General features: G+C 66.6%; 22 protein-coding genes. 9 read left to right on the plus strand and 13 right to left on the minus strand.

Annotation, left to right across the window (positions count from 1 at the left end; translation table 11 throughout):
* Positions 1 to 12: 12 nt before the first annotated feature.
* The 3 genes from IM816_RS01700 to rpsU all read right to left on the minus strand — a co-directional run bounded on the left by IM816_RS01700 (position 13) and on the right by rpsU (position 1275).
* The gene (locus IM816_RS01700; RefSeq protein ID WP_072322409.1) at positions 13 to 186 is read right to left on the minus strand and encodes a DUF1328 domain-containing protein; all 174 of its coding nucleotides are present in this window, start codon (positions 184 to 186) and stop codon (positions 13 to 15) included.
* Positions 187 to 482: 296 nt separating this feature from the next.
* Entirely contained in the window at positions 483 to 926 is a 444-nt protein-coding gene (locus IM816_RS01705; RefSeq protein WP_250340673.1) for a GatB/YqeY domain-containing protein, read from the minus strand.
* Positions 927 to 1059: 133 nt separating this feature from the next.
* Positions 1060 to 1275, minus strand: coding sequence for a 30S ribosomal protein S21 (gene rpsU, locus IM816_RS01710; protein ID WP_029213735.1), 216 nt, complete (start codon positions 1273 to 1275; stop codon positions 1060 to 1062).
* Between the two features lie 65 nt (positions 1276 to 1340).
* Here rpsU and tsaD point away from each other — a divergent pair, with 65 nt between their 5' ends.
* The 5 genes from tsaD to IM816_RS01735 all read left to right on the plus strand — a co-directional run bounded on the left by tsaD (position 1341) and on the right by IM816_RS01735 (position 5555).
* Positions 1341 to 2384 (plus strand): tRNA (adenosine(37)-N6)-threonylcarbamoyltransferase complex transferase subunit TsaD, encoded by a 1044-nt coding sequence (gene tsaD / locus IM816_RS01715; RefSeq protein WP_250340674.1) that lies wholly within the window; start codon positions 1341 to 1343, stop codon positions 2382 to 2384.
* A 96-nt stretch (positions 2385 to 2480) separates the two neighbouring features.
* Positions 2481 to 2840, plus strand: a complete 360-nt coding sequence (gene folB, locus IM816_RS01720) for a dihydroneopterin aldolase (RefSeq protein WP_250340675.1) — start codon at positions 2481 to 2483, stop codon at positions 2838 to 2840.
* A complete protein-coding gene (locus tag IM816_RS01725) occupies positions 2837 to 4105 on the plus strand; it encodes a mechanosensitive ion channel family protein (protein ID WP_250339540.1) in 1269 nt (422 codons plus the stop codon). The genes folB and IM816_RS01725 overlap by 4 nt, the downstream gene beginning before the upstream one ends.
* A gap of 1 nt (position 4106) precedes the next feature.
* Positions 4107 to 4631, plus strand: a complete 525-nt coding sequence (folK, locus tag IM816_RS01730) for a 2-amino-4-hydroxy-6-hydroxymethyldihydropteridine diphosphokinase (RefSeq protein ID WP_250339541.1) — start codon at positions 4107 to 4109, stop codon at positions 4629 to 4631.
* A 69-nt stretch (positions 4632 to 4700) separates the two neighbouring features.
* Complete coding sequence (locus IM816_RS01735) at positions 4701 to 5555, plus strand: DUF6159 family protein (protein ID WP_250339542.1); 855 nt, start codon at positions 4701 to 4703, stop codon at positions 5553 to 5555.
* A 41-nt stretch (positions 5556 to 5596) separates the two neighbouring features.
* On the opposite strand, the gene IM816_RS01740 is transcribed toward IM816_RS01735, so the two are convergent.
* Positions 5597 to 6334 (minus strand): pteridine reductase, encoded by a 738-nt coding sequence (locus IM816_RS01740; protein WP_250339543.1) that lies wholly within the window; start codon positions 6332 to 6334, stop codon positions 5597 to 5599.
* Between the two features lie 117 nt (positions 6335 to 6451).
* Positions 6452 to 7135: an EcsC family protein gene (locus tag IM816_RS01745; RefSeq protein ID WP_250339544.1), complete on the minus strand. Its 684-nt coding sequence runs from the start codon at positions 7133 to 7135 to the stop codon at positions 6452 to 6454.
* Positions 7136 to 7300: 165 nt separating this feature from the next.
* Here IM816_RS01745 and IM816_RS01750 point away from each other — a divergent pair, with 165 nt between their 5' ends.
* Both IM816_RS01750 and IM816_RS01755 read left to right on the plus strand, forming a co-directional pair.
* A complete protein-coding gene (locus IM816_RS01750) occupies positions 7301 to 9406 on the plus strand; it encodes a TonB-dependent receptor (protein ID WP_250339545.1) in 2106 nt (701 codons plus the stop codon).
* A 110-nt stretch (positions 9407 to 9516) separates the two neighbouring features.
* Positions 9517 to 10710, plus strand: coding sequence for a class I SAM-dependent methyltransferase (locus tag IM816_RS01755; RefSeq protein WP_250339546.1), 1194 nt, complete (start codon positions 9517 to 9519; stop codon positions 10708 to 10710).
* 42 nt (positions 10711 to 10752) lie between these two features.
* Here IM816_RS01755 and IM816_RS01760 read toward each other — a convergent pair whose 3' ends face one another.
* The 3 genes from IM816_RS01760 to IM816_RS01770 form a co-directional block, all read right to left on the minus strand.
* Positions 10753 to 11994, minus strand: a complete 1242-nt coding sequence (locus IM816_RS01760) for a multifunctional CCA addition/repair protein (protein WP_250339547.1) — start codon at positions 11992 to 11994, stop codon at positions 10753 to 10755.
* Positions 11995 to 12000: 6 nt separating this feature from the next.
* Positions 12001 to 12939 carry a complex I NDUFA9 subunit family protein gene (locus tag IM816_RS01765; RefSeq protein ID WP_250339548.1) on the minus strand — a complete coding sequence of 313 codons (939 nt, stop codon included), beginning with the start codon at positions 12937 to 12939 and terminating at the stop codon, positions 12001 to 12003.
* Positions 12940 to 13000: 61 nt separating this feature from the next.
* Complete coding sequence (locus tag IM816_RS01770) at positions 13001 to 15103, minus strand: transglycosylase SLT domain-containing protein (RefSeq protein ID WP_250339549.1); 2103 nt, start codon at positions 15101 to 15103, stop codon at positions 13001 to 13003.
* Positions 15104 to 15303: 200 nt separating this feature from the next.
* Here IM816_RS01770 and IM816_RS01775 point away from each other — a divergent pair, with 200 nt between their 5' ends.
* Complete coding sequence (locus IM816_RS01775; protein ID WP_250339550.1) at positions 15304 to 16902, plus strand: glycoside hydrolase family 17 protein; 1599 nt, start codon at positions 15304 to 15306, stop codon at positions 16900 to 16902.
* 51 nt (positions 16903 to 16953) lie between these two features.
* On the opposite strand, the gene IM816_RS01780 is transcribed toward IM816_RS01775, so the two are convergent.
* The 5 genes from IM816_RS01780 to IM816_RS01800 all read right to left on the minus strand — a co-directional run bounded on the left by IM816_RS01780 (position 16954) and on the right by IM816_RS01800 (position 20683).
* On the minus strand, positions 16954 to 17346 hold the full coding sequence (locus IM816_RS01780; RefSeq protein WP_250339551.1) for a hypothetical protein: 393 nt from the start codon (positions 17344 to 17346) through the stop codon (positions 16954 to 16956).
* 6 nt (positions 17347 to 17352) lie between these two features.
* Positions 17353 to 18165 carry an endonuclease/exonuclease/phosphatase family protein gene (locus IM816_RS01785; RefSeq protein ID WP_250339552.1) on the minus strand — a complete coding sequence of 271 codons (813 nt, stop codon included), beginning with the start codon at positions 18163 to 18165 and terminating at the stop codon, positions 17353 to 17355.
* A gap of 82 nt (positions 18166 to 18247) precedes the next feature.
* Entirely contained in the window at positions 18248 to 18895 is a 648-nt protein-coding gene (locus IM816_RS01790; RefSeq protein WP_072323144.1) for a thiol:disulfide interchange protein DsbA/DsbL, read from the minus strand.
* 29 nt (positions 18896 to 18924) lie between these two features.
* Positions 18925 to 19812 (minus strand): thiol:disulfide interchange protein DsbA/DsbL, encoded by an 888-nt coding sequence (locus IM816_RS01795; protein WP_250339553.1) that lies wholly within the window; start codon positions 19810 to 19812, stop codon positions 18925 to 18927.
* A 79-nt stretch (positions 19813 to 19891) separates the two neighbouring features.
* Positions 19892 to 20683 (minus strand): c-type cytochrome, encoded by a 792-nt coding sequence (locus tag IM816_RS01800; RefSeq protein WP_250339554.1) that lies wholly within the window; start codon positions 20681 to 20683, stop codon positions 19892 to 19894.
* Positions 20684 to 20857: 174 nt separating this feature from the next.
* On the opposite strand from IM816_RS01800, the gene yihA reads away from it, so the two are divergent.
* Positions 20858 to 21502, plus strand: coding sequence for a ribosome biogenesis GTP-binding protein YihA/YsxC (gene yihA, locus IM816_RS01805; RefSeq protein WP_250339555.1), 645 nt, complete (start codon positions 20858 to 20860; stop codon positions 21500 to 21502).
* The last annotated feature ends 309 nt before the right edge of the window (positions 21503 to 21811 follow it).

Below are 21811 nucleotides of genomic sequence, written 5' to 3' on the forward strand. Positions count from 1 at the left end.
ACTGGCGTGGGTTTAGAACGCCAGTTTGAAGACGCCGATGACGGCGAGGATCGCGATCACGAACAGGATCAGGAAGATCGCGAAGCACACCTTGGCGATGGTGGCGGCCACGCCGGAGACGCGGCTGAAGCCGAGCGCGCCGGTAACCAGGGCGATCAGACCGAAAATGATGGCGTACTTGAGCATGGAATTGATCCGTCAGATGCCGGAGGTACCCACCCCCGGTCGCGAGCGGAGGATGCGGTGGTGTGCGTGGGGACCTTGTGAAGCCGCACTAGCGGTGAAACCCCAACGAAGCGAGGGTAGGAGCCACCCTGGTGGCGAAAAGCCAACGGAGGGGTGTAGCGGTGAGGCAGGTTCCCATCGCCAGCAGGCTGGCTCCCACCGGCGGATCCCCATCCCCACATCGCCAGCAGGCTGGCTCCCACCGGCGGGTCCCCATCGCCACCAGCAGGTTCATACCCGCGGTGGCGGTAGGTGGATCAGCCCAGCTTTGCCTTGATGCGGCCCGCCGCGGCGGCCATGTCGGCTCGGCCGGCGGCCTTTTCCTTGACCAGGGCGACGACCTTGCCCATGTCGCGGGCGCTGGTGGCCCCGGACTCGGCAATGGCGGCCGTAATGATCGCGTCGAGTTCGGCGTCGTCGAGCTTCGCCGGCAGGTAGCCGTCGATGACGCCCATCTCGTAGCGTTCGATGTCGGCCAGGTCGGTGCGGCCGGCCTTGTCGTACTGCTCGATCGAGTCGCGGCGCTGCTTCTGCATCTTTTCGAGCACGGCCAGGACCTGGGTGTCGTCCAGTTCGATGCGCTCGTCCACCTCGCGCTGCTTAATCTGAGCCTGGACCAAGCGAATGACGGCCAGCCGGTCCTTTTCCCCGCCCTTCATGGCGGCCTTCATGTCTTCGGTGATCTTTGCCTTGAGACTCATCGCTTTTCTCCGGGACGACGAAAAGCCGGCCTTACCTTTCGGCAAAGCCGGCTCGGGATGTTCCGCCTGACTGCGGTGGCTGCGGGATCGCGCCAGCCGCGATACCATGCCGGCCAAGAGGCCGGATGGTGGATCAGTACATGCGGGTCCGGCGCGTCGTGTCGCGGGACAGACGGCGCAGGTGACGCTTCACCGCGGCAGCGCGCTTACGCTTACGCTCCTGGGTCGGCTTTTCGTAAAATTCGCGCTTGCGCGTTTCGGCCAGCACGCCAGCCTTCTCGCACGTACGCTTGAAGCGGCGAAGGGCAAGCTCAAACGGCTCGTTCTCGCGGACTTTAACGCTCGGCATGGAAACTCCACTTGTTTAAACTGACCCGTGAAGCCGGGTGAGCCGTGGATTATAACGTGATCGAGATGAGAAATTCAAAGCCTGTTCTGGGCGTGGAAACGTCCTGCGATGAAACGGGCGTCGCGCTGCTCCGCTGGGACCCGGAAAACCCGGGCCGCGGCCTGCTGTCCCATGCGCTTTTCAGCCAGATTGCCCTGCATGCCGAATACGGCGGCGTGGTGCCGGAATTGGCCAGCCGCGACCATGTGCGCAAGCTGCTGCCGCTGGTCCGCGAGGCGCTGAAGACGGCCGGGCTGACCCCGGCCGACCTGGGCGGCGTGGCCTATACCGCGGGCCCGGGCCTGGTCGGTGCGCTGCTGGTGGGGGCTTCCGCGGCGCGAGCCATGGCCTGGGCACTTGGCGTGCCGGCCATCGGCGTACATCACATGGAAGGCCACCTGCTGGCTCCGTTGCTGGAGGACGACCCGCCGGAGCCGCCGTTCGTGGCGCTGCTGGTCTCGGGCGGCCATTCCATGCTGGTGGAGGTGAAGGCCATCGGCCAATACCGCATCCTCGGCGACACACTGGATGACGCGGCGGGCGAGGCCTTCGACAAGACCGCCAAACTCATGGGTTTGCCGTATCCGGGCGGCCCGGCGCTGGCGAAGCTGGCCGAGCAGGGCGTGCCGGGGCGCTTTCGTTTCTCGCGGCCCATGGTCGACCGCCCTGGCCTCGATTTCAGCTTCTCGGGTCTGAAGACCCAGGTGCTGCTGGCCTGGCAGGCGTCGGATAAGAGCGAGCAGACCCGCGCCGACATCGCTCGCGGGTTCGAGGAAGCCATCGTGGACACGCTGGCGATCAAGTGCCGTCGCGCGCTGGACGCTACGGGCGCGAAGCGGCTGGTGATTGCCGGCGGCGTGGGCGCGAATCGCCGCTTGCGGGAACAGTTGGCTCAGGCAGGCGAGGCCGATGGCTTCCGCGTCTACTTTCCGCGTTTGGCGTTCTGCACGGATAACGGGGCCATGATCGCGTTGGCCGGCGCCATCCGCCTGGCCGCCGGCCAGCATCAGGACGAGACGATCCAGGTCTACCCGCGCTGGAACCTGGAAACGCTGCCCTCGGCCGTCTGATCGCGGGCGATGGTGCGAGATCGCGCCATCACCCGCTTGCGCGACACCGCCTTCGTCGCCGACCCTGTAACACTTCCTCCAGGCATTACGACCCCCATGGATATCGTCTTTATCGAGGACCTGCGCATCGACGCGGTCATCGGCATCTACGACTGGGAGCGCCGCATCCGGCAAACCCTGTCGTTCGATCTTGAGATGGCGTTCGACAATCGACGCCCGGCCGGGAGCGACGACATCGCCCACACCCTCAACTACAAGTCGGTCGCGAAGCGCTTGCAGGCATATGTCGAAGCTTCCAGCTTCGGCCTCGTCGAAACCCTGGCCGAACGTTGCGCCGAGATCGTGCGCGAGGAATTCGGGGTGAGCTGGGTCCGCCTGAAGCTGTCGAAGCCCGGCGCGGTGCGTGGTGCGCGTGCGGTCGGTGTGCGGATCGAGCGAGGCACGCGGCCGGCATGATCGAGCCGGCACGCATCGAAGGGCTGCTCAAGGACACCATCGCGTCGCCGGAACTCCGGCAGTTCGTCCTCGTGGCGGGTCTGCTCGCCATCGCCTGGATCGTCGGACTGCTCGGCCGGCTGTTCCTGCATCGTGTGGTGCGCGTGGCGACGCGGCACACCGCCTGGCGCTGGGACGATGCCCTCTACGAGTACGGCACGTTCCGCTGGCTGGCGCGCATGCTTCCTGCCATCGTCGTGTACTACGGCATCGCGTTGTTGATGCCCGTTGCGGAAGACAGCATCGGAGCGCTCGTGCGCAACGTGGCCGTGTGCTGGATGATCGTCTGCGTGATCGCGGCGATGGCCCGTGCGCTGCTCGCCTTCGAATCGCTCTACAGCGCCACGCCTGCCGGCAAGCGTTCGATCAAGGGCGTGGTGCAGTTGCTGCAACTCGCGTTGTGGATCGTGGCGCTGGTGCTGGTCGTCACCAAGCTCACCCATCAGAGCATCGGCCTGCTGCTTTCGGGTATCGGCGCGATGTCCGCCGTGCTGCTGCTGGTGTTCAAAGACACCATCCTCGGCTTCGTCGCGGGCATCCAGCTCAGCACCAACGACATGCTTCGGGTGGGCGACTGGATCACGATGGCCTCGGCGGGCGTCGATGGCGACGTGATCGACATCACCCTGCACACGGTCAAGGTGCGCAATTTCGATCGCACCATCGTCACCGTGCCCACTTGGAAGCTCATCGGCGAATCGTTCCAGAACTGGCGCGGCATGACCGAGTCCGGCGGTCGTCGGATCAAACGCGAGCTTTTCGTGGATGCTGCCTGCGTGCGCTTCCTGGACGAGGCGGAACTGGAACGCTTCGGCAAGGTGCACCTGCTCAAGGCGTACCTCGAGCGCAAGCGGGAAGACATCCGTAGATGGAACGAGGCCCTGGGTGAGCCGGGCAAGCTGCCGGTGAACCGGCGTCGGCAGACCAACATCGGGGCATTCCGCGCCTATGCGGAGGCCTATCTCGCCGCGCACCCCGACGTCCACGACCGGATGACTCGTATGGTCCGCATGCGCGATCCGGGGGCCCAGGGCATTCCGCTCGAGATCTACTGCTTCACCAACACGGTCGTCTGGCTCGATTACGAGCGCATTCAGGCCGACATCTTCGATCACCTCATCGCGATCCTTCCCGAGTTCGGCCTGCGCCCGTTCCAGCAGCCTTCCGGTGGGGACGTGCGCGAAGGCGTCGCGGCGCTGCACACCTCGCTGGCGACGGAGGGCTGACGTGGGCCGCGCCTATCTGAGCCTGGGTTCCAACCTCGACGCCGAGCACTGGCTCGGCCTGGCGGTCGCGGAGCTGCGCGCGCGCTTCGGTCCCCTGGACGTGTCGCCGGTCTATCGTAGTGCCGCAGTCGGTTTCGACGGGCCCGATTTTCTCAACCTCGCCGTCGCGATGGAAAGCGACCTCGCGCCGGAAGCCCTCAACGACTGGCTGCACGCGCTGGAAGACCGCCATGGGCGTGTTCGCGGCGGCGATCGCTACGCGAGCCGCACGCTCGACGTCGACATCGTTCTATACGACGACCTGGTGTTGAGCGGCGCGGGTCATTTGCAAATACCGCGTGCCGAGCTGCGCCATGCCTTCGTGCTCAAGCCCCTCGCAGACATTGCTCCCGACCTTCGCCACCCGGTCGACGGCCGGACGATGGCGCAGCTCTGGGAGGCATTCCCCAAGGAAAGCGAACCCCTTGTGGTGGACGAGCCCTGCACCCTGGCACTCGCGGGCCGCGCCTCGTCGCCGGGGGCCTGACGACGCGGTGGCGGCAGTCACCGCAAGATGCTACAACGCCTCCCACATCGGACAAGGGGGTTCAAGGAAATGGGTAAGTTCGCACGTAGTTGGGCGCTGATGAAATCCAGCGCCAACATTCTTCGCCAGGACAAGGAGCTGATGCTCTTTCCGCTGCTGGCAGGTCTGGCCTCGCTGGTGGTGATCGCGACCTTCGCATGGCCCGTCTTCGCACTGGCGTCGAGCCACCACGCGGAGTTTGAAGGCCAGCGCGAGCATGTCTCGCCGATCTTCATGCTGGTCAGCTTCCTGTTCTATTTCGTGCAGTACAGCGTGGTGATCTTCTTCAACGTCGCCCTCGCGTCGGCTGCGATGATCCGTCTCGATGGCGGCAATCCCACCCTGGGCGACGGCATTCGTGTCGCCATGAGCAAGCTGCCCAACATCATCGGCTATGCGCTGATCTCGGCCACCGTCGGCATGATTCTCCGTGCCCTGCAGGAGCGTCTTGGCCTGATCGGGCGGATCGTGGTGGGCTTTCTCGGCTTCGGCTGGACGGTTGCGACCTTCCTCGTCGTGCCGGTGCTCGCGGCGCAGGACGTGGGTCCGGTGGATGCGGTGAAGCGCAGCGCGTCGCTGCTCAAGGACACCTGGGGGGAGAACCTCATCGGCAACGCGGGCATCGGCGTGGCGGGTGGCATCCTCACCTTCTGCCTGATCTTCGTCAGTGGCGTTCTGTTCTTCGCGGCGGCGAGCACGCATTCGGTGGCCCTGATGGTGGCCGTCGGTGTCGTCGCCATCATCGCGCTGGTCGCGCTGAGCCTGTTCCAGACGGCCATGCACGGTGTGTATTCGGCGGCGTTGTACCGCTTTGCGCACGACGGCGATCCGGGCCAGGGCTTCGATCGCGCCCTTCTCGAATCGGCGTTCCGCCAGAAGAAGTAAGCACAACGGGCCGCCTCAGGGCGGCCCGTTCTTTCAGGGGATCAGATGGCGAGCGCTCGTCCGCCATCCACACGCACGACCTGTCCGGTCGTGTAGTGCGCGTCCAGCAGCAACCAGCGCACCGCTTCCGCCACGTCCTCCGGTTCGCCCTTGCGACCGAGCGGCGTTTTCGCGATCAAGGCCTCCGCCGCCTCTTCGGGCTTGCCCGAGGTGGGCCACAGGATCGCGCCGGGAGCCACGGCATTTACCCGGACCTCGGGGGCCAGTTCTTTCGCGAGTGCCTGGGTGAGCATGGCCAGCGCGGCTTTCGCCATCGAATACACCGGATGGCCGGCGAGCGGCCGTTCCGCATAGATATCGACGATGTTGACGATGGCACCCCTGGCGTCACGCAGCGCGGGCGCGGCAGCCTGGGCGAGGAAGAAGGGCGCGCGCGCGTTGGCGGCAAACAGGTCGTCCCATTGCGCGGGCGTGGTCTGGCCGACCGGCGTGGGGTAGAAGGCCGACGCGTTATTGACCAGGCCGTCGAGACGTCCGTACCGATCCAGCACGGTGTCGATGAGCTGCGCCGGTGTCGCATCGTCCGAAAGCGAACCGGAACAGGTCATGGCGCTGTCTGCGCGTGCCTCGTTGAGCGCGCGTGCCAGAGCAGTGGCCTCGTCCGCGGAGTCGCGGTAGTGAATGGCGACATCGCATCCGGCGACATGCAGGCGGCGCACGATGGCAGCGCCAACGCGGCGCGCGCCTCCGGTGACCAGGACGACGGGGGGCTTGTTCATTGGAACTCCAATTCAGCGCCCACGGAGCTTGCCGCAATGGGCGCTCGTCGTCACCTCGGTCGGGAGCGCCGGCCACCGCGGCGCGAGTGGTCGGCCTTGCGCGGAATGGCTTTGCGCTTACGCGTCCGCGTGCCGCGAGAGCGTCTCGTCGGTGGGGACCAGATCGCCGCCCTCGACGTGCACATCGCCACTGAAGAGGTCCATGGCAGTCTTGGCGACCTGATTCGTGTCGTAATAGGCGTAGGCGCCGACGCCGAGCGCGCCCACGACCGGCAGCCAGCGAGAGATGCCCTTGCCGACTGCGCGCTTTGACACGCTCATGCCGATGCGACCGGCCAGCTTCTGCAACACGCCCGTGGCCGCGGTGCGGAACACCAGACGGTCGCCGACGCGAATGGCAACGTCACGAAAGGCCTGCGCGGCCGTGTGACGGAACAGGCACCACAACATCTGCTCGCGGCCCAGCGTGGCCGTCTTGCCGTAGGCCGCGGCAATGTCGCTCACGAGTTGCCCCTGGATGCGCCAGATGGCGACCAGCTCAGGCAGCACGGTCAGCCAGCCGAGCGGCCCCGGCGGCAGGGCGAGCGAGCCCGCCGTGAGCGCCGCCTTGTTGGCGGCGGCCTTGGTCAGGCGATGGCACGCTTCTTCCGCACTGCCCACGCTGGCGCGCGGTACGTCGCTTGCCGGGATCTGGCTCACGAAGTCGAGGATGGCCCGGGTGACGGGGCTCTCGTCGCGTCCGACGACGACCGGAACGATTTCCTTGGACGTCGAGGTCTGGGATGCGTCGCGCTTCGCCATCGTTTTCTCCGGGTGACTGGCCTGACATGGTGGCGGCGGCCACGTGAGTCGCCCATGAAGCGAAAGTCGGCAGAAAGGTTGCACCCGCATAGTCGCGTCGCCGAATTCCCCGTTGGCACGTCCGCATATAGTTACGTTATAACATTCTCTTAGAAGAAGGCCCTCATGCCCCGTCTCCGCCTCGCGTTCTGCATCGCCCTCGCCCTGTCCGCCCCCGTCATGGCCGACGACGCCCCGCCGCAAAAGGCCACGAACCTCGGTGAGGTGGACGTCACCGCGCGTCTCGACGAAGCGCGTAACAGCTTGTCGCCCGATACCGGCAGCAGCCAGTACGTCATGGACCGGCAGACGATCCAGGCGCTGCCTTTGGGCGATTCGACGCCGCTCAACCAGGTGGTCTTGCAGGCGCCGGGCGTGGTGCAGGATTCCTATGGCCAGCTCCACGTGCGCGGCGACCACGCCAACCTCCAGTACCGCATCAACGGCGTGCTCATTCCGGAGAGCATCGGCGGGTTCGGCCAGACGCTGGATGCGCGAATGATCCAGAACGTGAAGCTGCTGACCGGCGCGCTGCCCGCGCAGTACGGCGAGCGCACGGCGGCGGTCGTCGACATCACCACGCGGAACGCTACCCAGGACGGCGTCGGCGGAAGCGTCGGCATCACGGGCGGCCAGTTCGGAACGTTCAATCCGAATGCCACCCTGTTCGGGCGCAGCGGCAACTGGAGCGGTTTCTTCACCGCCAACTATCTCGAGAACGACGTGGGTATCGAGAACCCCACGTCCAGCCGCAAGCCGATCCACGACCACACCAACCAGGTGAAGGCGTTCGGCGATATCTCCTACCTCATCAACAACGACACGCGCCTCAGCTTTATGTTCGGCGCGACCAACAACCGGTTCGAGATTCCGAACAACCCCAACCAGACGCCGTCGTTCGGTTATCTCGACGTGACCAACTTCGACTCCGCCCAGCTCAACGAGCGCCAGCAGGAAAAGACCCGCTTCGGCGTGCTCAGCCTGCAGGGCAAGCTCGGCGAGACCGCGTATCAGGTATCGGCGGGGCAGCGCTACAGCAGCCTGGCGTTCACCCCGGACGACATCGGCGACCTCATGTTCAACGGCGTGGCGTCCGACGTGCAGCGCACGAACCGCGCAAGCACGCTGCAAGCCGACTTCTCGACGCCGTTGGGCGACAACCACACGCTGCGCTACGGCATCTATGGTGCGTTCGAACGTGCCAGCGCAAACAACAACGCCCTCGTGTTCCCCGCCGATGCCGATGGCAATCAGACCTCGACCACGCCGATCAACGTCGTCGATGCCAGCCGGATCATCGCGCGCACCTATGCCCTGTACCTGCAGGACGAGTGGAGCATTGGCGAGAAGTGGACGGTGAACTACGGCGTGCGCGCCGATCGCTATGACGCCTTCCGCCCTGAAAGCCAGCTCAGCCCGCGCGTCGGCCTGGTGTACCAGCCGACCGACAGCACCACGATCCACGCCGGCTTCTCCCGCTACTTCACGCCGCCGGCCACGGAAATGATCTCGCCGACGTCGATCGCGAAGTTCGCCGGCACGACCAATGCGTTGCCGGGTGCCGGTAACGACACCCCGCTGGCGGAACGATCGAGCTACTACGACGTGGGCATCTCGCAGAAGTTCGGCGATGCGTGGACCGTCGGTCTCGACAGTTACTCGCGTCACGTCTCGCGCATTCAGGACGAAGGTCAGTTCGGTGCCGCGCTGGTCTACTCGACGTTCAACTACGACCAGGGCAAGGTGAAGGGCGACGAGCTCACGGTGAACTACGACGGCGGCGCGTTGACCGCGTATTTCAACTTCGCCTACAACCGTTCCGTCGGCAAGCGCATCATCACGGGTCAGTACAACTTCAATCCCGACGACCTCGCGTACATCCAGGATCATTTCATCCACCTGGATCACGACCAGAAGTACACCTCGTCGGGCGGGATCAGCTACGCGTTCGCAGACTCCACGCGTATCGGCGCCGATTACCTGTTCGGCTCGGGCCTGCGTCGCGACGGCATCGTGCCGAACGGCGACACCATGCCCGCGTACTTCCAGCTCAACCTGAGCGTGTCGCGCGACTTCCACCTGACCTCCGCAGGTGCCACCCACGCGCAACTGGCGCTGGTGAACGCCCTGGATCGTACCTACGAGCTTCGCGACGGCTCGGGCATCGGCGTGGGGGCGCCGCAGTTCGGTCCGCGGCGTGGCGTGTTCCTTTCGCTCCAGCAGGACTTCTGACGCGACGGAGGGCGGCTGCCTAAGGCGGCCGCCCTCCGGGTGCGGGAGCCCTGCACCCCCCGGCGACGGCCATCCGTTATCCTGCGCGTTCGACCCCGAACGTGTACGGCATGAACGCACAGCTTCCCGAACCCGGCGCCGACGAGCGCGCCCACTCCGATCACCTTGCCGCGCTGCTGCGTGAGGAGATCGCCTCGCACGGTCCGATGCCTTTCTCGCGCTTCATGGAGCGCTGCCTGTACACGCCCGGCCTCGGCTACTACAGCGCGGGCAAGGCGAAGTTCGGCGCCGAGGGCGATTTCATCACCGCACCGGAGCTGGGGACGTTGTTCGCCCGCTGCGTCGTGCGCGCCAGCGAACCGGTGCTGGCGTCGCTTGGTGCCGAGGCGGATTTCCTCGAAATCGGCGGCGGTAGCGGCGCTTTTGCCGAGGCGGCACTCATGGCGATGGACGCCGCGCAGCGCTTGCCGCGCCGGTTCATGATCCTGGAACCGAGTGCGGATCTTCGCGAGCGGCAACGCGAACGCCTGCATGCGGCGCTGCCCCCTGAACTGTTCGAGCGTGTCGTGTGGCTGGACGGCCCTCCGGAGACCGACTGGGAGGGCGTGCTGTTTGCCAACGAAGTCATCGACGCCCTGCCGACGACGCGCTTCACCACGCGCGATGGCGAAGTGTACGAGGAGCACGTGGTACTGGATGGCGACGGGCGCTTCGTCCGTATCGATCGCCCGGCCGACGTCCTTGTCGGCGGCGCGGTGCGCCACGTGGAGCGCGATCTCGGACGCGAATTCGAGGCCGGCTACCGCAGCGAGATTCTTCCGCAATTGCCGTACTGGGTACAGGCGGTGGCAGGCAGCCTGCGACGCGGCACGATGATCTTCGCCGACTACGGTTACACGCGGGGCGAGTTCTATCTGCCCGAACGTAACGACGGCACGCTGCGCGCGTTCTACCGGCATCGCACGCACGCGGATGCCTTCTATCTTCCAGGCCTGCAGGATCTCACCGCCTCGGTGGATTTCACAGCCTTGGCTGAGGCTGGCAACAGTGCCGGCTTTGGCGTCGCGGCGTACATGCCGCAGGCGCAGTTCCTGCTGGCCGCGGGCATGCAGGAATTCTTCGAGAACGACTATCTCGCGCTTACCGACGAGGCGGCGCGTTATCGCCTGGCACAGGAAGTGAAGAAGCTGACGTTGCCCGACCAGATGGGAGAGCGTTTCCAGGTGATGTTGTTTGCCCGCGACATCGAGGCGACCGCGCTGCCGGCCGAGGTCATGGCGGCCGATCAGGGTTCGCGGCTGTAACAACGGCGGCGGCGCATCAGGCGCCGCCCAGCGATAGACGCACTACGGCGCGCTGTCCGGCACGGTGCGAGCGAGCGACGCAATCGCCTGCACCTGCGCCTTCTTCATGGCCTCGCCGATGGCGGGCCCTTGCAATCCCTGCGCGACGAACGGCTGCGACGTCACGGCGGCAGCGGCATCGCGACACGCACGCAGGTAGTCGGCCTGAGGATACGGCGCCGTCTCGCTGCCGAGCCGTCCGCGCTTGTCGGCCATGCACGCGAGCAGGAAGGTCTCCAGTCGCTCGGAGCGACGCAACGCGCCGAGTGCGTCGAGCAGACGCAGGACGGTGGTGGGCTTGAGTTCAAACGCCATGTGCGCGTTGAGATGGTGCTTGCAGACCATCTCCGCCATGAACGCATACTCGGTCGGCACCTTCAGTCGCGCGGAAAGCTCGCGCACCGGCGCGATGCCGCGTTGCTCATGCATGATGTGCCGCGGCAGGACATCGGCGGGGGTCAATGCCTTGCCCAGGTCGTGCGTGAGCGCACACCAGCCCACCAGTGCATCGCCCGGCGCGAGCTTTGCTGCGGCATCCAGTACCAGTTCGAGATGGATGCCCGTGTCGACCTCGGGATGGAATTCCGGTCGCTGGGGTACGCCGTAAAGCGCATCCACTTCGGGAAACAGCACGCGCAGCGCGCCGCATTCGCGCAGCACGCGAACGAATGCCGAAGGCATGGGCTCGGACAAGGCCTTGCGCGTTTCCGCCCAGACGCGTTCCGGCACGAGGTGGTCCACTTCGCCGTCTTCCACGATTTGCCGCATCAGGCCCATGGTTTCGTCCGCCACGGTAAAGCCGAGCGGCGCGTACCGTGCGGCGAAACGTGCCACGCGCAGCAGGCGCACGGGGTCTTCGGCGAAAGCGGGAGACACGTGCCGCAGCGTTCGGGTTTCGATGTCGCGCACGCCGCCGAACGGATCGACGAGCGTCCCGTCGTCGCGCTCGGCGATGGCGTTGATGGTGAGGTCGCGACGTTCGAGATCCTGCTCCACGGTGACCGTGGGATCCGCATGGAAGGCGAAGCCGTGATACCCGCGTCCCGTCTTGCGTTCCGTGCGGGCGAGGGCGTACTCCTCCTTCGTCTCGCCGTGGAGGAACACGGGGAAGTCCTTGCCTACCGCCTTGTAACCCGCCTCGAGCATCGCCTCCGGCGTGGCGCCGACGACGACCCAGTCGCGGTCCACGACGGGTCGGCCCAGCAATTTGTCGCGGACGGCGCCGCCAACGAGGTAGATGTCCATGCGTCCTCAGGGGCGCCGACGTTCGCGCGCCGCATCGAGCCGGCGATGGCGCGCCGGTGCAGCGAGCAGGCGGGGTAGCCAGTCGGAAAAACGCTGCGGCACGATGCCGAGTTGCGCGAGCCCGTCCTGTTGGCCGACCGAATCGATCAGCAGCGAGCGGAAGTTGTCCGGCGTGAAGGGCTTGCCGGGCACGAATTGCGCGAACGCTGCCTGGAGGCGACCGAGTGCATCGGGCATCGGCAACACCAGTCGATGACGACCACGCGCATCGCGGATGGCGCGCACGATCTCGATGAGCGACAACGCCTCGGGGCCGTACAGCTGGTAGGTCTGCAGCATGGTGCTGCGGTCCACGACGGCGCGCGCGATGGCTTCCGCCACATCGCCCACGTAGACCGGCGCCATCTTCGCGTGCGGACGCGGCAACGGCATCACGGGAGCCACGCGCAGCAGCGCGTCGAAGCGGCTGACCAGACCGTCGCCGGGGCCGAAGATCGTGCTGGCCTCGTAGATCGTCCAGTCCAGCGTCGAGGCCTTCACCAGGGCTTCGGCTTCGCCACGCGAACGCAGATAGCCGGACTCGCCCCTGCCTGCGTTGAGCGAACTCATGAGATGCAGGCGGTCTACGCCAGTGTCTCGGCAGGCCTCGACCACGGCCCTGACCAACCCCACGTGCACGCGTTCGAACGTGTTCTTGCCGCTTTCGTTGAGGATGCCTACGAAGTGGATGACGGTGTCGGCACCGGCGATATGCCGGCGCAGGGTCGGCACGTCGTGGACGTCTGCGGTGACGAGGGTGACGTTGCGCCCGACGGCGCTTTGCCGATGCGCTTCGCGGTTGCGCGAGAGCACGACGAGCTGATGGCCGTCCGCGGCCAGGCGCGGCACGAGCGCACTACCGAGGAATCCCGTGCCGCCGAGCACGACGATGCGTTGGGGTGTCATGGGTGGTTCTCCTCAGGCGAGGTCGCCAGCGTAGGCATCATGGCAACCCTCGCCAAGCCGTTCACCGCTGCGGTTCCTGCGGTGTCGGCGCCGACGATGCGGTGGCGGGTGGTGACTCCATGACAGCGGGAGCCGTCGGCGGCGTCGGCTTGACCGCGGCCGGTGCCGGGCACGACACCGGCTTGCGAACAGCGCCCGGGCCGGGCAACGCGTAGGTGCTGCCGATGCGCGTCATCCGGGTGGCGATTGGCAAGGCGTTGCCATTGAGACGCCAGTCGTAGATCACCGCGAAAGCCATCACGCGAGCGACGTATTCGCGGGTTTCCTTATACGGGATGGTGGCGACGAACACGTCGGGATCGAGCGTCCCGCGTGCTTCCACCCATTGATCCACCTTGTTCGGGCCGGCGTTGTAGGCGGCGCTGGCGAGCCAGGGCGCGCCGTTGTAGCGCGCGGCCATCTGCGCGAGATAGCGCGTGCCGAGTTCGATATTGGTCGTGGGTTCGTAGAGGCTGTCGCCACCGGCCCAGGCGAGCCCGTTGCGCTTCGCCACCAGCGCGGCTGTGCCCGGCAGGAGCTGCATGAGGCCGCGCGCGTCGGCGCCGGAGCGCGCATCGCTCATCCACGCGCTTTCCGCGCGGATGATGGCGTAGGCCCATGGCGCCTCGATGCCGGCCTGGTTCGCCTGCTCGACCACGCCATCCTGGCGAGCCAGCGGGAAGCGCTGTTCGTAGAGACGCAACGCATCGCCGGAGGACAGGCCGAATACCGCGCGGTCGTACCAGCCGTTGCGGAAGGCGAGATCGGCAGCGAGGCGCTGGGTGTCCGCATCGCGTCCGGCCAGTGCCGCAGTCCACTCGCGTCGCGCGAACTTCTGCAAGCCCACGGCGTACAGCTCGAAGGCCCGGTTGAGGCCGGGGTCGGAGAGCAGCGCCGCCTCGCGCGTCTCGTCGGTCGCCATGCGGGCGGGGCAGATTGCGTACGACGTATCGCTGCGATCGGCGGCGAGGAAACCGAAGTACGTCGCTTCCTGCGCGACCGAACGATAGAGCGCCTTCGCATCGCTCTGGCGGCCCAGCTTCTCCAGCACGAATGCCCGGAAGTAACGCCACTCGCCGTCGTCCTTCTGCGACTCGCCCAGTGCATCGAGCGCGGCCAGCGCGGCGCTCCAGTCCTGTCGCGCCAGGGCCACGCGCACGCGCCATTCGCGCGTGGCGTCGCTCTGCGCGCCGGGTGCCAGCGATGCCAGGCGGTCGAGCGCCGATTCGTCGAAATCCGTGGCGTGGAACAGCGCCAACGTGTTTTCGATCGCGTCTTTTTGCTGCTCGCTGAGCTTGAACCGTGGCCCGAGCGTGCTCCATGCGCTATCGGCGAGGGTGGACTGTTTGCGCGCCATGCGTTGCAAAGCGAGCGTCACCGCCTGGCGATGGCGCGGCGTATCGGGCCACGTGTTCGCATCGCGCAGCGCGGACGCGGGATCGTTCAAGGCCTGGCCGATGCGCTTCGCCGCTTCGGCGTCTTCGGGCGGAAGCCACGGTGCGAGCGAGGCGACGGTGCCGCCCTTGCCGGCATCGGCGGCGACCTGGATGCGCGACCACAGGCGATCCGTCGTGAGCAGGCCCTGATCGTGTGCCGCCGCGATCACGGGATCGCAGGCATTGGGCAGGCTCGCTTTTTTCCAGAGGTCGGCAAGATCGGTCTCGAAGACCAGCGGCTCGTTGCGCGAAAGCTTCGCCTGCAGGGCGAAACAGCTCAGCGCGTCGCCGAGGCCCGGCTGGTACATCGCGCTGAAAGTGACCCAATCCTTGCGCCGCGCCAGTTCCCCGAGAAAGTCGCGGCGCAGGTCGCCGGCGGGAATGAGCCCCGGATAGCGCGCGAGATACGCGTCCACGTGGGCACGGTCGAGCGTGCGCAGATCGTGTTCGAGCGCGGCAGCCTCCAGGTACGGAAAGAGCACGTAGCTTTCGAGACCGGCCGCCTGGGCGCGCCATGCGTCGCCGCCCTGCTGCGCGACCGCGTAGGCCTGGCGAAAGCGGGCGCGCTGGGTCTCCGTCGTATCCGCCGATGCGGACGAGGCCACGAGGAGGCCGCAAGCGGCGAGGGCGAGGCTGGCCATGACACGGAGTGAGCGGGCGGCGCGTCGCGATGCCGGTGGAGCGATCATCGGGATTCCTTCACGGGTACGTCCGGCACGATTGTAAGGGAACGACGCGCGCAGGCTGGATGAACACCCTGAACGGCGGGAATCGCCCTGATGAGCGCGGCCCGCTAAGCTTGTACCGCTTACATCCGTTTTCGACCTGGAACGTCATGTCCCTTTCTCGCTACGCGCGGTTCGCCCGGCCGCTCGCTTGGATCGTCCTCATGGCTGCAGCCGTCTTTGGCGCGGCCTACTGGTGGCTTCTGGGCCGTCCGGTGACGCTTCCCGATTCACCGACGGCGAAGATCGGCTGCGTGTCCTATGCGCCCTTCCGTTTCGCGGGCGAGACGCCGTTCGATCCGAATGCGTTCATTTCACCGCAGCGTATTGAGGAAGACCTCAAGGCCTTGTCCACGCGCTTCGACTGTGTGCGCACGTATTCGATGGGGCAGGGCTTGGGCGCGGTGCCGGACATCGCTGGCCGCTACGGCATGAAGGTGCTGATGGGCATCTGGCTGGGCCGCGACCCGATCGCCAACGAGCGCGAGATCGCCCTCGGTATCGCTGCGGCGAAACGCGATCGCAATACCTTGCGCGGCATCATCGTCGGCAACGAGGTGCTCCTGCGCAACGAGTTGTCCGAGAAGGCGCTGGCCGCCGACATCGCGCGCGTCAACGAGGCCACCGATGTCCCCGTGACCTACGCAGACGTCTGGGAGTTCTGGCAGGCGCATCCGGCGCTGGCGAAGGTCACCGACTACATCACCATCCACATCCTGCCGTACTGGGAAGACGAGCCGGTTTCGCCGGAGAAGGCCGTGCGCCACGTCGCCGACGTGTACCAGCGCATGAAGGCGGAGTTTCCTGGCAAGCAGATCATGATCGGCGAGACCGGTTGGCCCAGCCAGGGACGCACGCGGCGGGATGCGAGCGCCAGTCTCGTCAACGAGGCGCGCTACCTGCGCGAGTTCCTCAACTACGCCGCCACGGTGGACATGCCGTACAACGTGATCGAGGCGTTCGATCAGCCATGGAAACGCGATCTCGAAGGCACCGTGGGTGGCTTCTGGGGCATCTTCGATGCAAAGGGCGAGCCGAAGTTCGCCATGACCGGACCGGTGGTCGAAGAATCGCGCTGGTCTTGGGGGCTTGCCGCAGGCGGCGTCGTGGCCGTGCTGTTCGTCCTCGCAGGGGCCTTCCGTCGGCGCTGGCACGGCGTGCCGGGGTGGGCGGCGCTTGCGCTGTCGGGCTTCGCGACGGGTACTGCGCTCGCTGCGCATGCGCGCCTGTTGTGGTTCGCTTGCCGCAACCCGCTTGAGTGGACCGTCGGTGTCGCGGCCGGTGTGGCCGGTGCGTTCACGGCGCTCTGGCTCGCGCGCGCCATCGCCGCGCGTCTCGCGGCGCCGGTGAATCCCGCCGAGGTCGCGCCACGCCCCGTCGAGCGGCGGATGTGGGGTATGGCGTGGACCGACGCCTTCACGCCACAGCGCTTCGTCTGGATGTTCATCCTGACGCTTTACGGGATTCTGATGGCCTTCAACGGCCGTTACCGCGATTTCCCCATCGGCCTGTTCGCCATGCCGTGCATCGGGTTTCTCACGCTCGCGCTGTTGCGCACGCGCGAAGACGCACTGATGCCGCTGGTGGAGGAACGCTTTCTGGCGATCTGGCTCGTGCTGCTGGGGATCGCGGTGGTCGTGCAGGAGCTTGGCGCCAACGTGGTCGCCTGGGGCTGGCTGCTGTTGAACCTCGCGCTGGCGTTCCCCGTGCTGGCGGCGTGGGCCCGTGCCGCACGGCGTCCAAAGGACACAAGGCCAGCGTGATCTGAAGGCACCGCGAGCGACGCATCGCTCGCGGTGTCGATGACTGATGCGCTAAGCGCGGACCGGCTGATCCAGCGCCGGCCTTGCGCGGTCGTATTGAATGCGCACCAGCCGCAGCGTGCCGATCAGCAGCGCGAGTGCACCGCCTTCGTAGCAGTACAACTGCAAGGCGATGGCGCCGAGCGAGACGGCGAGCACCGCGGCAAACGTATGCCGCCAGCACACGGCGAGCAGCGCCGCGAGCACCGCGGCATAGCCGTAGCCATAGCTCAGGAATCCGCGCACGACGGCCTCGCGCAGGTCACACCACCACGGTCCCGTGGCGGCTTCGCACGCATGCGCCATGTGCGGCGGCTCGACGAACTCATAACGCACGAGCGTGGCGGCGAGGGCAACGATGACGATCACGGCCCAGGGGAGGGCGGTACGCAGGGAGGAATTCATGCTGGCCTAGTCCTTGGTGGCTGCGCCGGCCGCGGTTGCCAGCGGAAGCGGCAGGCGGATCTCGGCGGCGAGCGGCAGATGATCCGAGAAAGCGCGGGGCAATGTCCACGTGCGTTCGAGGGCGATGTCTGCCGACGTGAGGATGTGATCGAGTGCGCGCCGCGGCTTCCAACTGGGAAACGTGGGCGTCGCCACGGTGGGCGGCTGCAGCGCCGTGCGCTCGAATAGATGGCGCATTTCCGGGCTCGTCGGCTCGGTGTTGAGGTCGCCCATGAGCACGGCGTGCGGATACGGCGCCAGCAGCTCGGCGATAAAGGCGAGTTGCCCGAGACGCGCGGCGGCGCCGAGCGAGAGGTGGGCGATCACCACCACCAGGGCCTCGGGACCGTGACCGAAGCGGACGAAAAGTGCGCCGCGGCCCTTGATTCGTCCCGGCAGTGGATAGTCGATGACTTCGCTCGGTTCGATCCGGCTCAGCAGCCCATTGGCGGAATGCGCCACGCGTGCCATCGGCCGATTCGGCTGGTGGCTCCAGAACGGCATGCCCGCCGCCTCGGCGATGTACCGGGTCTGATTGAGGAAACCGGAACGCAGGCTGCCGGCGTCGGCTTCCTGCAGACCTACCACGTCGAAGTCGTGGAGCAGTTCCGCCAGTGCATCGAGGTTGGCGAGCTTGGATCGCCCCGGCAACACGGCGTTGACGCTGCGGGTCACGTAGTCGCTGTAGCGCTGCACGCTCGCGCCGGCAAGGATATTGCAGCTCAACAGGCGCAAGGTGCCCTGCGGAGCGAGCGATGGATTCGGCGTGGCGCGGGTCATGGATGCTGCGTCGGTCTCGACTAGCCGGGGAGGCCAGAGGATGCCCCCCGTCGCGTGAACGGAGGGCATCGGTGGGGGCGGATTACTTGCCGCCCTTCAGTTCCCGGTCCACCAGGTATTTCGCGACGCCGTTGAGCTCGTCGAAATCCTTGATGCTGGCGCTGCGGTACTTGCCATCGACGACGATGGTGGGCGTACCGTCGACGCCCCAGCCCTGGATCAGCTTGGTGTCGCGGTCGATCTGCTGCTTGGTCGCATCGCTGTTGGCCGCGGCCAGGAAAGCGTTCTTGTCGACGCCATAGCCCTTGGCGTACCAGTCGGCCAGCTCGTCGATGGTGCGCAGCGGGTAGTGGTCTTCGTGAATCGCCTTGAACAGCGCGGCATGGGACTTGTCGAGCACGTTGAGCTTCTTGGCAGCGTAGTAAGCCTGCGCGTACGGCAGCCACGCATCGTTGAACGCAGCCGGCAGGAGGCGGAACGCCACGCCCTTGGGCAGCTCTTTCTGCAACTGCTCGGCCTTCGGTTCGTAATGCGCGCAATGGATGCAGCCGTACGAGAACACCTCGACCACCTCCACCTTGCCATCCTTGGGATCGAGGCGCTGCGGCGTGCTGGTGGCGACGTACTGCTGGCCGTCGGTGTATGGCGCGGCGGCGGTATCGGCGGGCCGCGCGCTGCAGGCGGCGGTCAGCGCAAGGCCGACGAAGAGAAGCGAAAGGCGCTTGAACATGGAAATCTCCGGAAGGGGTCGAATCGCGATCACTTGCCCGCGGCTTCCTTGCTGACGAGCCATTGGGTCAGCTCGACCGATTGCGGATAGCCGCCAGCAGAAATCGGGGTGAGGCGGTACTTGCCGTTGACGACGATCGTGGGCGTGCTATCGACCTCGTACGCACGGATCAGTTCATCGGCCCGCTTCATCTTCGTGTTGATGGTGAAGGAGTTGGCCGTGGCAACGAATTCTTCGGGCTTCACGCCGAACTTCGCATAGAACTTCGCGACGTCCTCGATCGTCGGCCAGGCCGACTGCGGCTTCGGCTTGCCGGTCTTCTGGTCCATCATGCCGAGTTCGCCGCTCTTGAACACCGCATCGAACATGGCGTCGTGGCTCTGCTTGTCCACGCCGAAGGCCTGCGCGGTGACGTAGGCGCGCTGCAGCAGCGGCCAGTTCTCGTCGGGGCGGAACGAGGCGGGCGTATAGGTCATCACCGCGCCCTTCGGCAGGCTCTTCGCCAGCTCATCCACGATGCCGTGGTACTGGAAGCACGCCGGGCAGCCGTACGAGAACACCTCGGTCACTTCGATCTTGCCGGGCGTGCTGGTCGGCTGCGCCGGATCGATGCGGAAGTAGTTCTTGCCTTCCACCCACTTGCCATCGTCGACGAAGGGCTTCGGCGCCGGGCGATTGGCGTCCTCGGCGTCCGCGCTTGCGGTGGCGGCAGGGGTGGGCGAGGCGGCGCTAGCGGCAGCAGCGGTGGAGGCGGTAGCCGGCGCGCTTGCCGTGGTGGACGGCTGGGCGGGCGCCGTCGCTACAGGCGCCGGTGCAGCGGTCGAAGCGGCGGGCGGCGTGGCGGCGGAGCCGTCGGTATTGCCCGAACTGCAGGCGGCGAGGCCGATCAAGGCGGCGCAGAGGAGGGGAAGGCGCATACGCATGGGGGGTCCTTTTCTTACCTTCTTAAAAAGGAACGGGCCCGAAGGCCCGTTCGATCTCGCAACTTTAACGCCATCAGGGCGTCGCGGGCGCGGCAGACGTCGGATCGTTGGTATGCAGACCCTCGATGTAGCTGGCGACGGCGGCGATGTCCTTATCGTCGAGCTTCTGCGCAATGCTCGACATGATCTTGCCGTGCGGGGTGCCAGTCGTCTCGCCGTTGTCGTGCCATGCCTTCAGGCGCGCTTCGACGTACTTGGCATGCTGGCTGGTGAGCTGCGGGTAGTGCGCACCCGGATTGCCGCGGCCGTCCGGGCCATGGCAGGCCATGCAGGCGGGAATGCCGCGATCCACGTCGCCCTGGCGGTACAGCGTCTGACCCTGCGCGACCAGCGCCTGGTCCGCCACGCCCGGCAACGAGGCCTTGCTGGCGAAGTACGCGCCGATGTCGTGCATGTCCTGCTCGGACAGCGGCTGCGCGAAACCCATCATGATCGGGTTCATGCGCTTGCCCGACTTGAAGGCTTCGAGCTGCGCGGCGATGTACTGCTCGCTCTGGCCGGCGAGGCGCGGGTATTGCGGATCGCTGGAATTGCCGTCGATGCCGTGGCAGGCGCCGCACGCCGCAGCCTTGCCCTGGCCGGCCGTCGCGTCGCCCGGCTTCACCGGACCGCTGGCGACCGTGGGCGTTTCGGCCTTCGGCATGCCTGCCGTGGCGGGATCGGTCGTGGGATTGCCGCCGGGCTTGGCCTCGGCGCTTGCCGGGGCCGGCGTGGACGCCGGCTTGGCGGGAACGGCGGTCTGGGCCGCGGCTGCATGCATGACGAGCAACGCGGTAATGGCAGCGGCGGCGTGCCGAAACTTCATAAGTCTCTCCAAAGGGGAACCTTCCGGACCGGGGCGCGTTCCCTGCCGCGCCTCATCCAAAAGATTATGGGGGGCGCGGGAGAGCCCGGTCAAACCGCGTCAGCGCGCGGCGGGGTGCCCGATCGCATACACTGCCGGGCCTCCGTTTCTTCGTGCCCTGCGGGCCATCCTTCCATGTCTTCCAATCCCCTGAACGGCGCCCGCTTCGTCCTCGCCGCGCATGAAATCACCCAGCTGCCCTTCGACCAGGGCGCCGAGGTGGCCTTTGCCGGCCGCTCCAACGCGGGCAAGTCGAGTGCGCTGAACGCCCTCACCGGGCACAACGGCCTGGCGCGCACGTCGAAGACGCCGGGCCGGACGCAGTTGATGGTCGTGTTCGACCTGCCACCGTTGAAGATGGAAGGCGCGGCACCCGTCGATGCACGCCTGGTCGACCTGCCGGGTTATGGCTACGCCAAGGTGCCCGAAGCGATGCGCCAGCATTGGCGAGCCGAGATCGACGCCTATCTGAAGATGCGCCGCAGCCTGCGCGGCATCGTGCTCATCGTCGACATCCGCCATGAGCTGAAGGACTTCGATCGGACGATGCTTTCTTTCTGCGCGGCGACCGATCTGCCCTGCCACGTGCTGATGACCAAGGCGGACAAGGTCTCGCGTGGTCAGGCGAGCAAGGCGCTGGATGTGCTGCGCAAGGATTTCCGCCAGAACGGCGTGCAGGGCACGGCCCAGGTGTTCTCCTCCACCGCGAAGACCGGTATCGAGGAAGCGCGTGCGCGGATCATGGAGCTGCTGGCGACGCCAAGGCCTCACGAACTGTAAGGCCGCCATCTGTGGGAGCCGGCCCGCTGGCGATGGGGACTTGCCGGTGGGAGCCAGCCTGCTGGCGATGGGAGCTTGCCTCGCTGCCACACCGCCTCGTTGGCTTCTCGCCGCTATAGCGGCTCCCACAGTCGATAGCGACTAGCCGGTGGGAGCCAGCCTGTGCTGGCGATGGGAGCTTGCCTCGCTGCTACACCGCTTCGTTGGCTTTTCGCCAGCAGGCTGGCTCCCACCGGCACCTTTTGGCTCATCGCTACCAGGGTGGCACCTACCTTTGCTTCGTAGGTATCGCGCCGCTACATGGCGCGC

The sequence above is a fragment of the Luteibacter flocculans genome, from assembly GCF_023612255.1.
GTDB lineage: Bacteria > Pseudomonadota > Gammaproteobacteria > Xanthomonadales > Rhodanobacteraceae > Luteibacter > Luteibacter flocculans.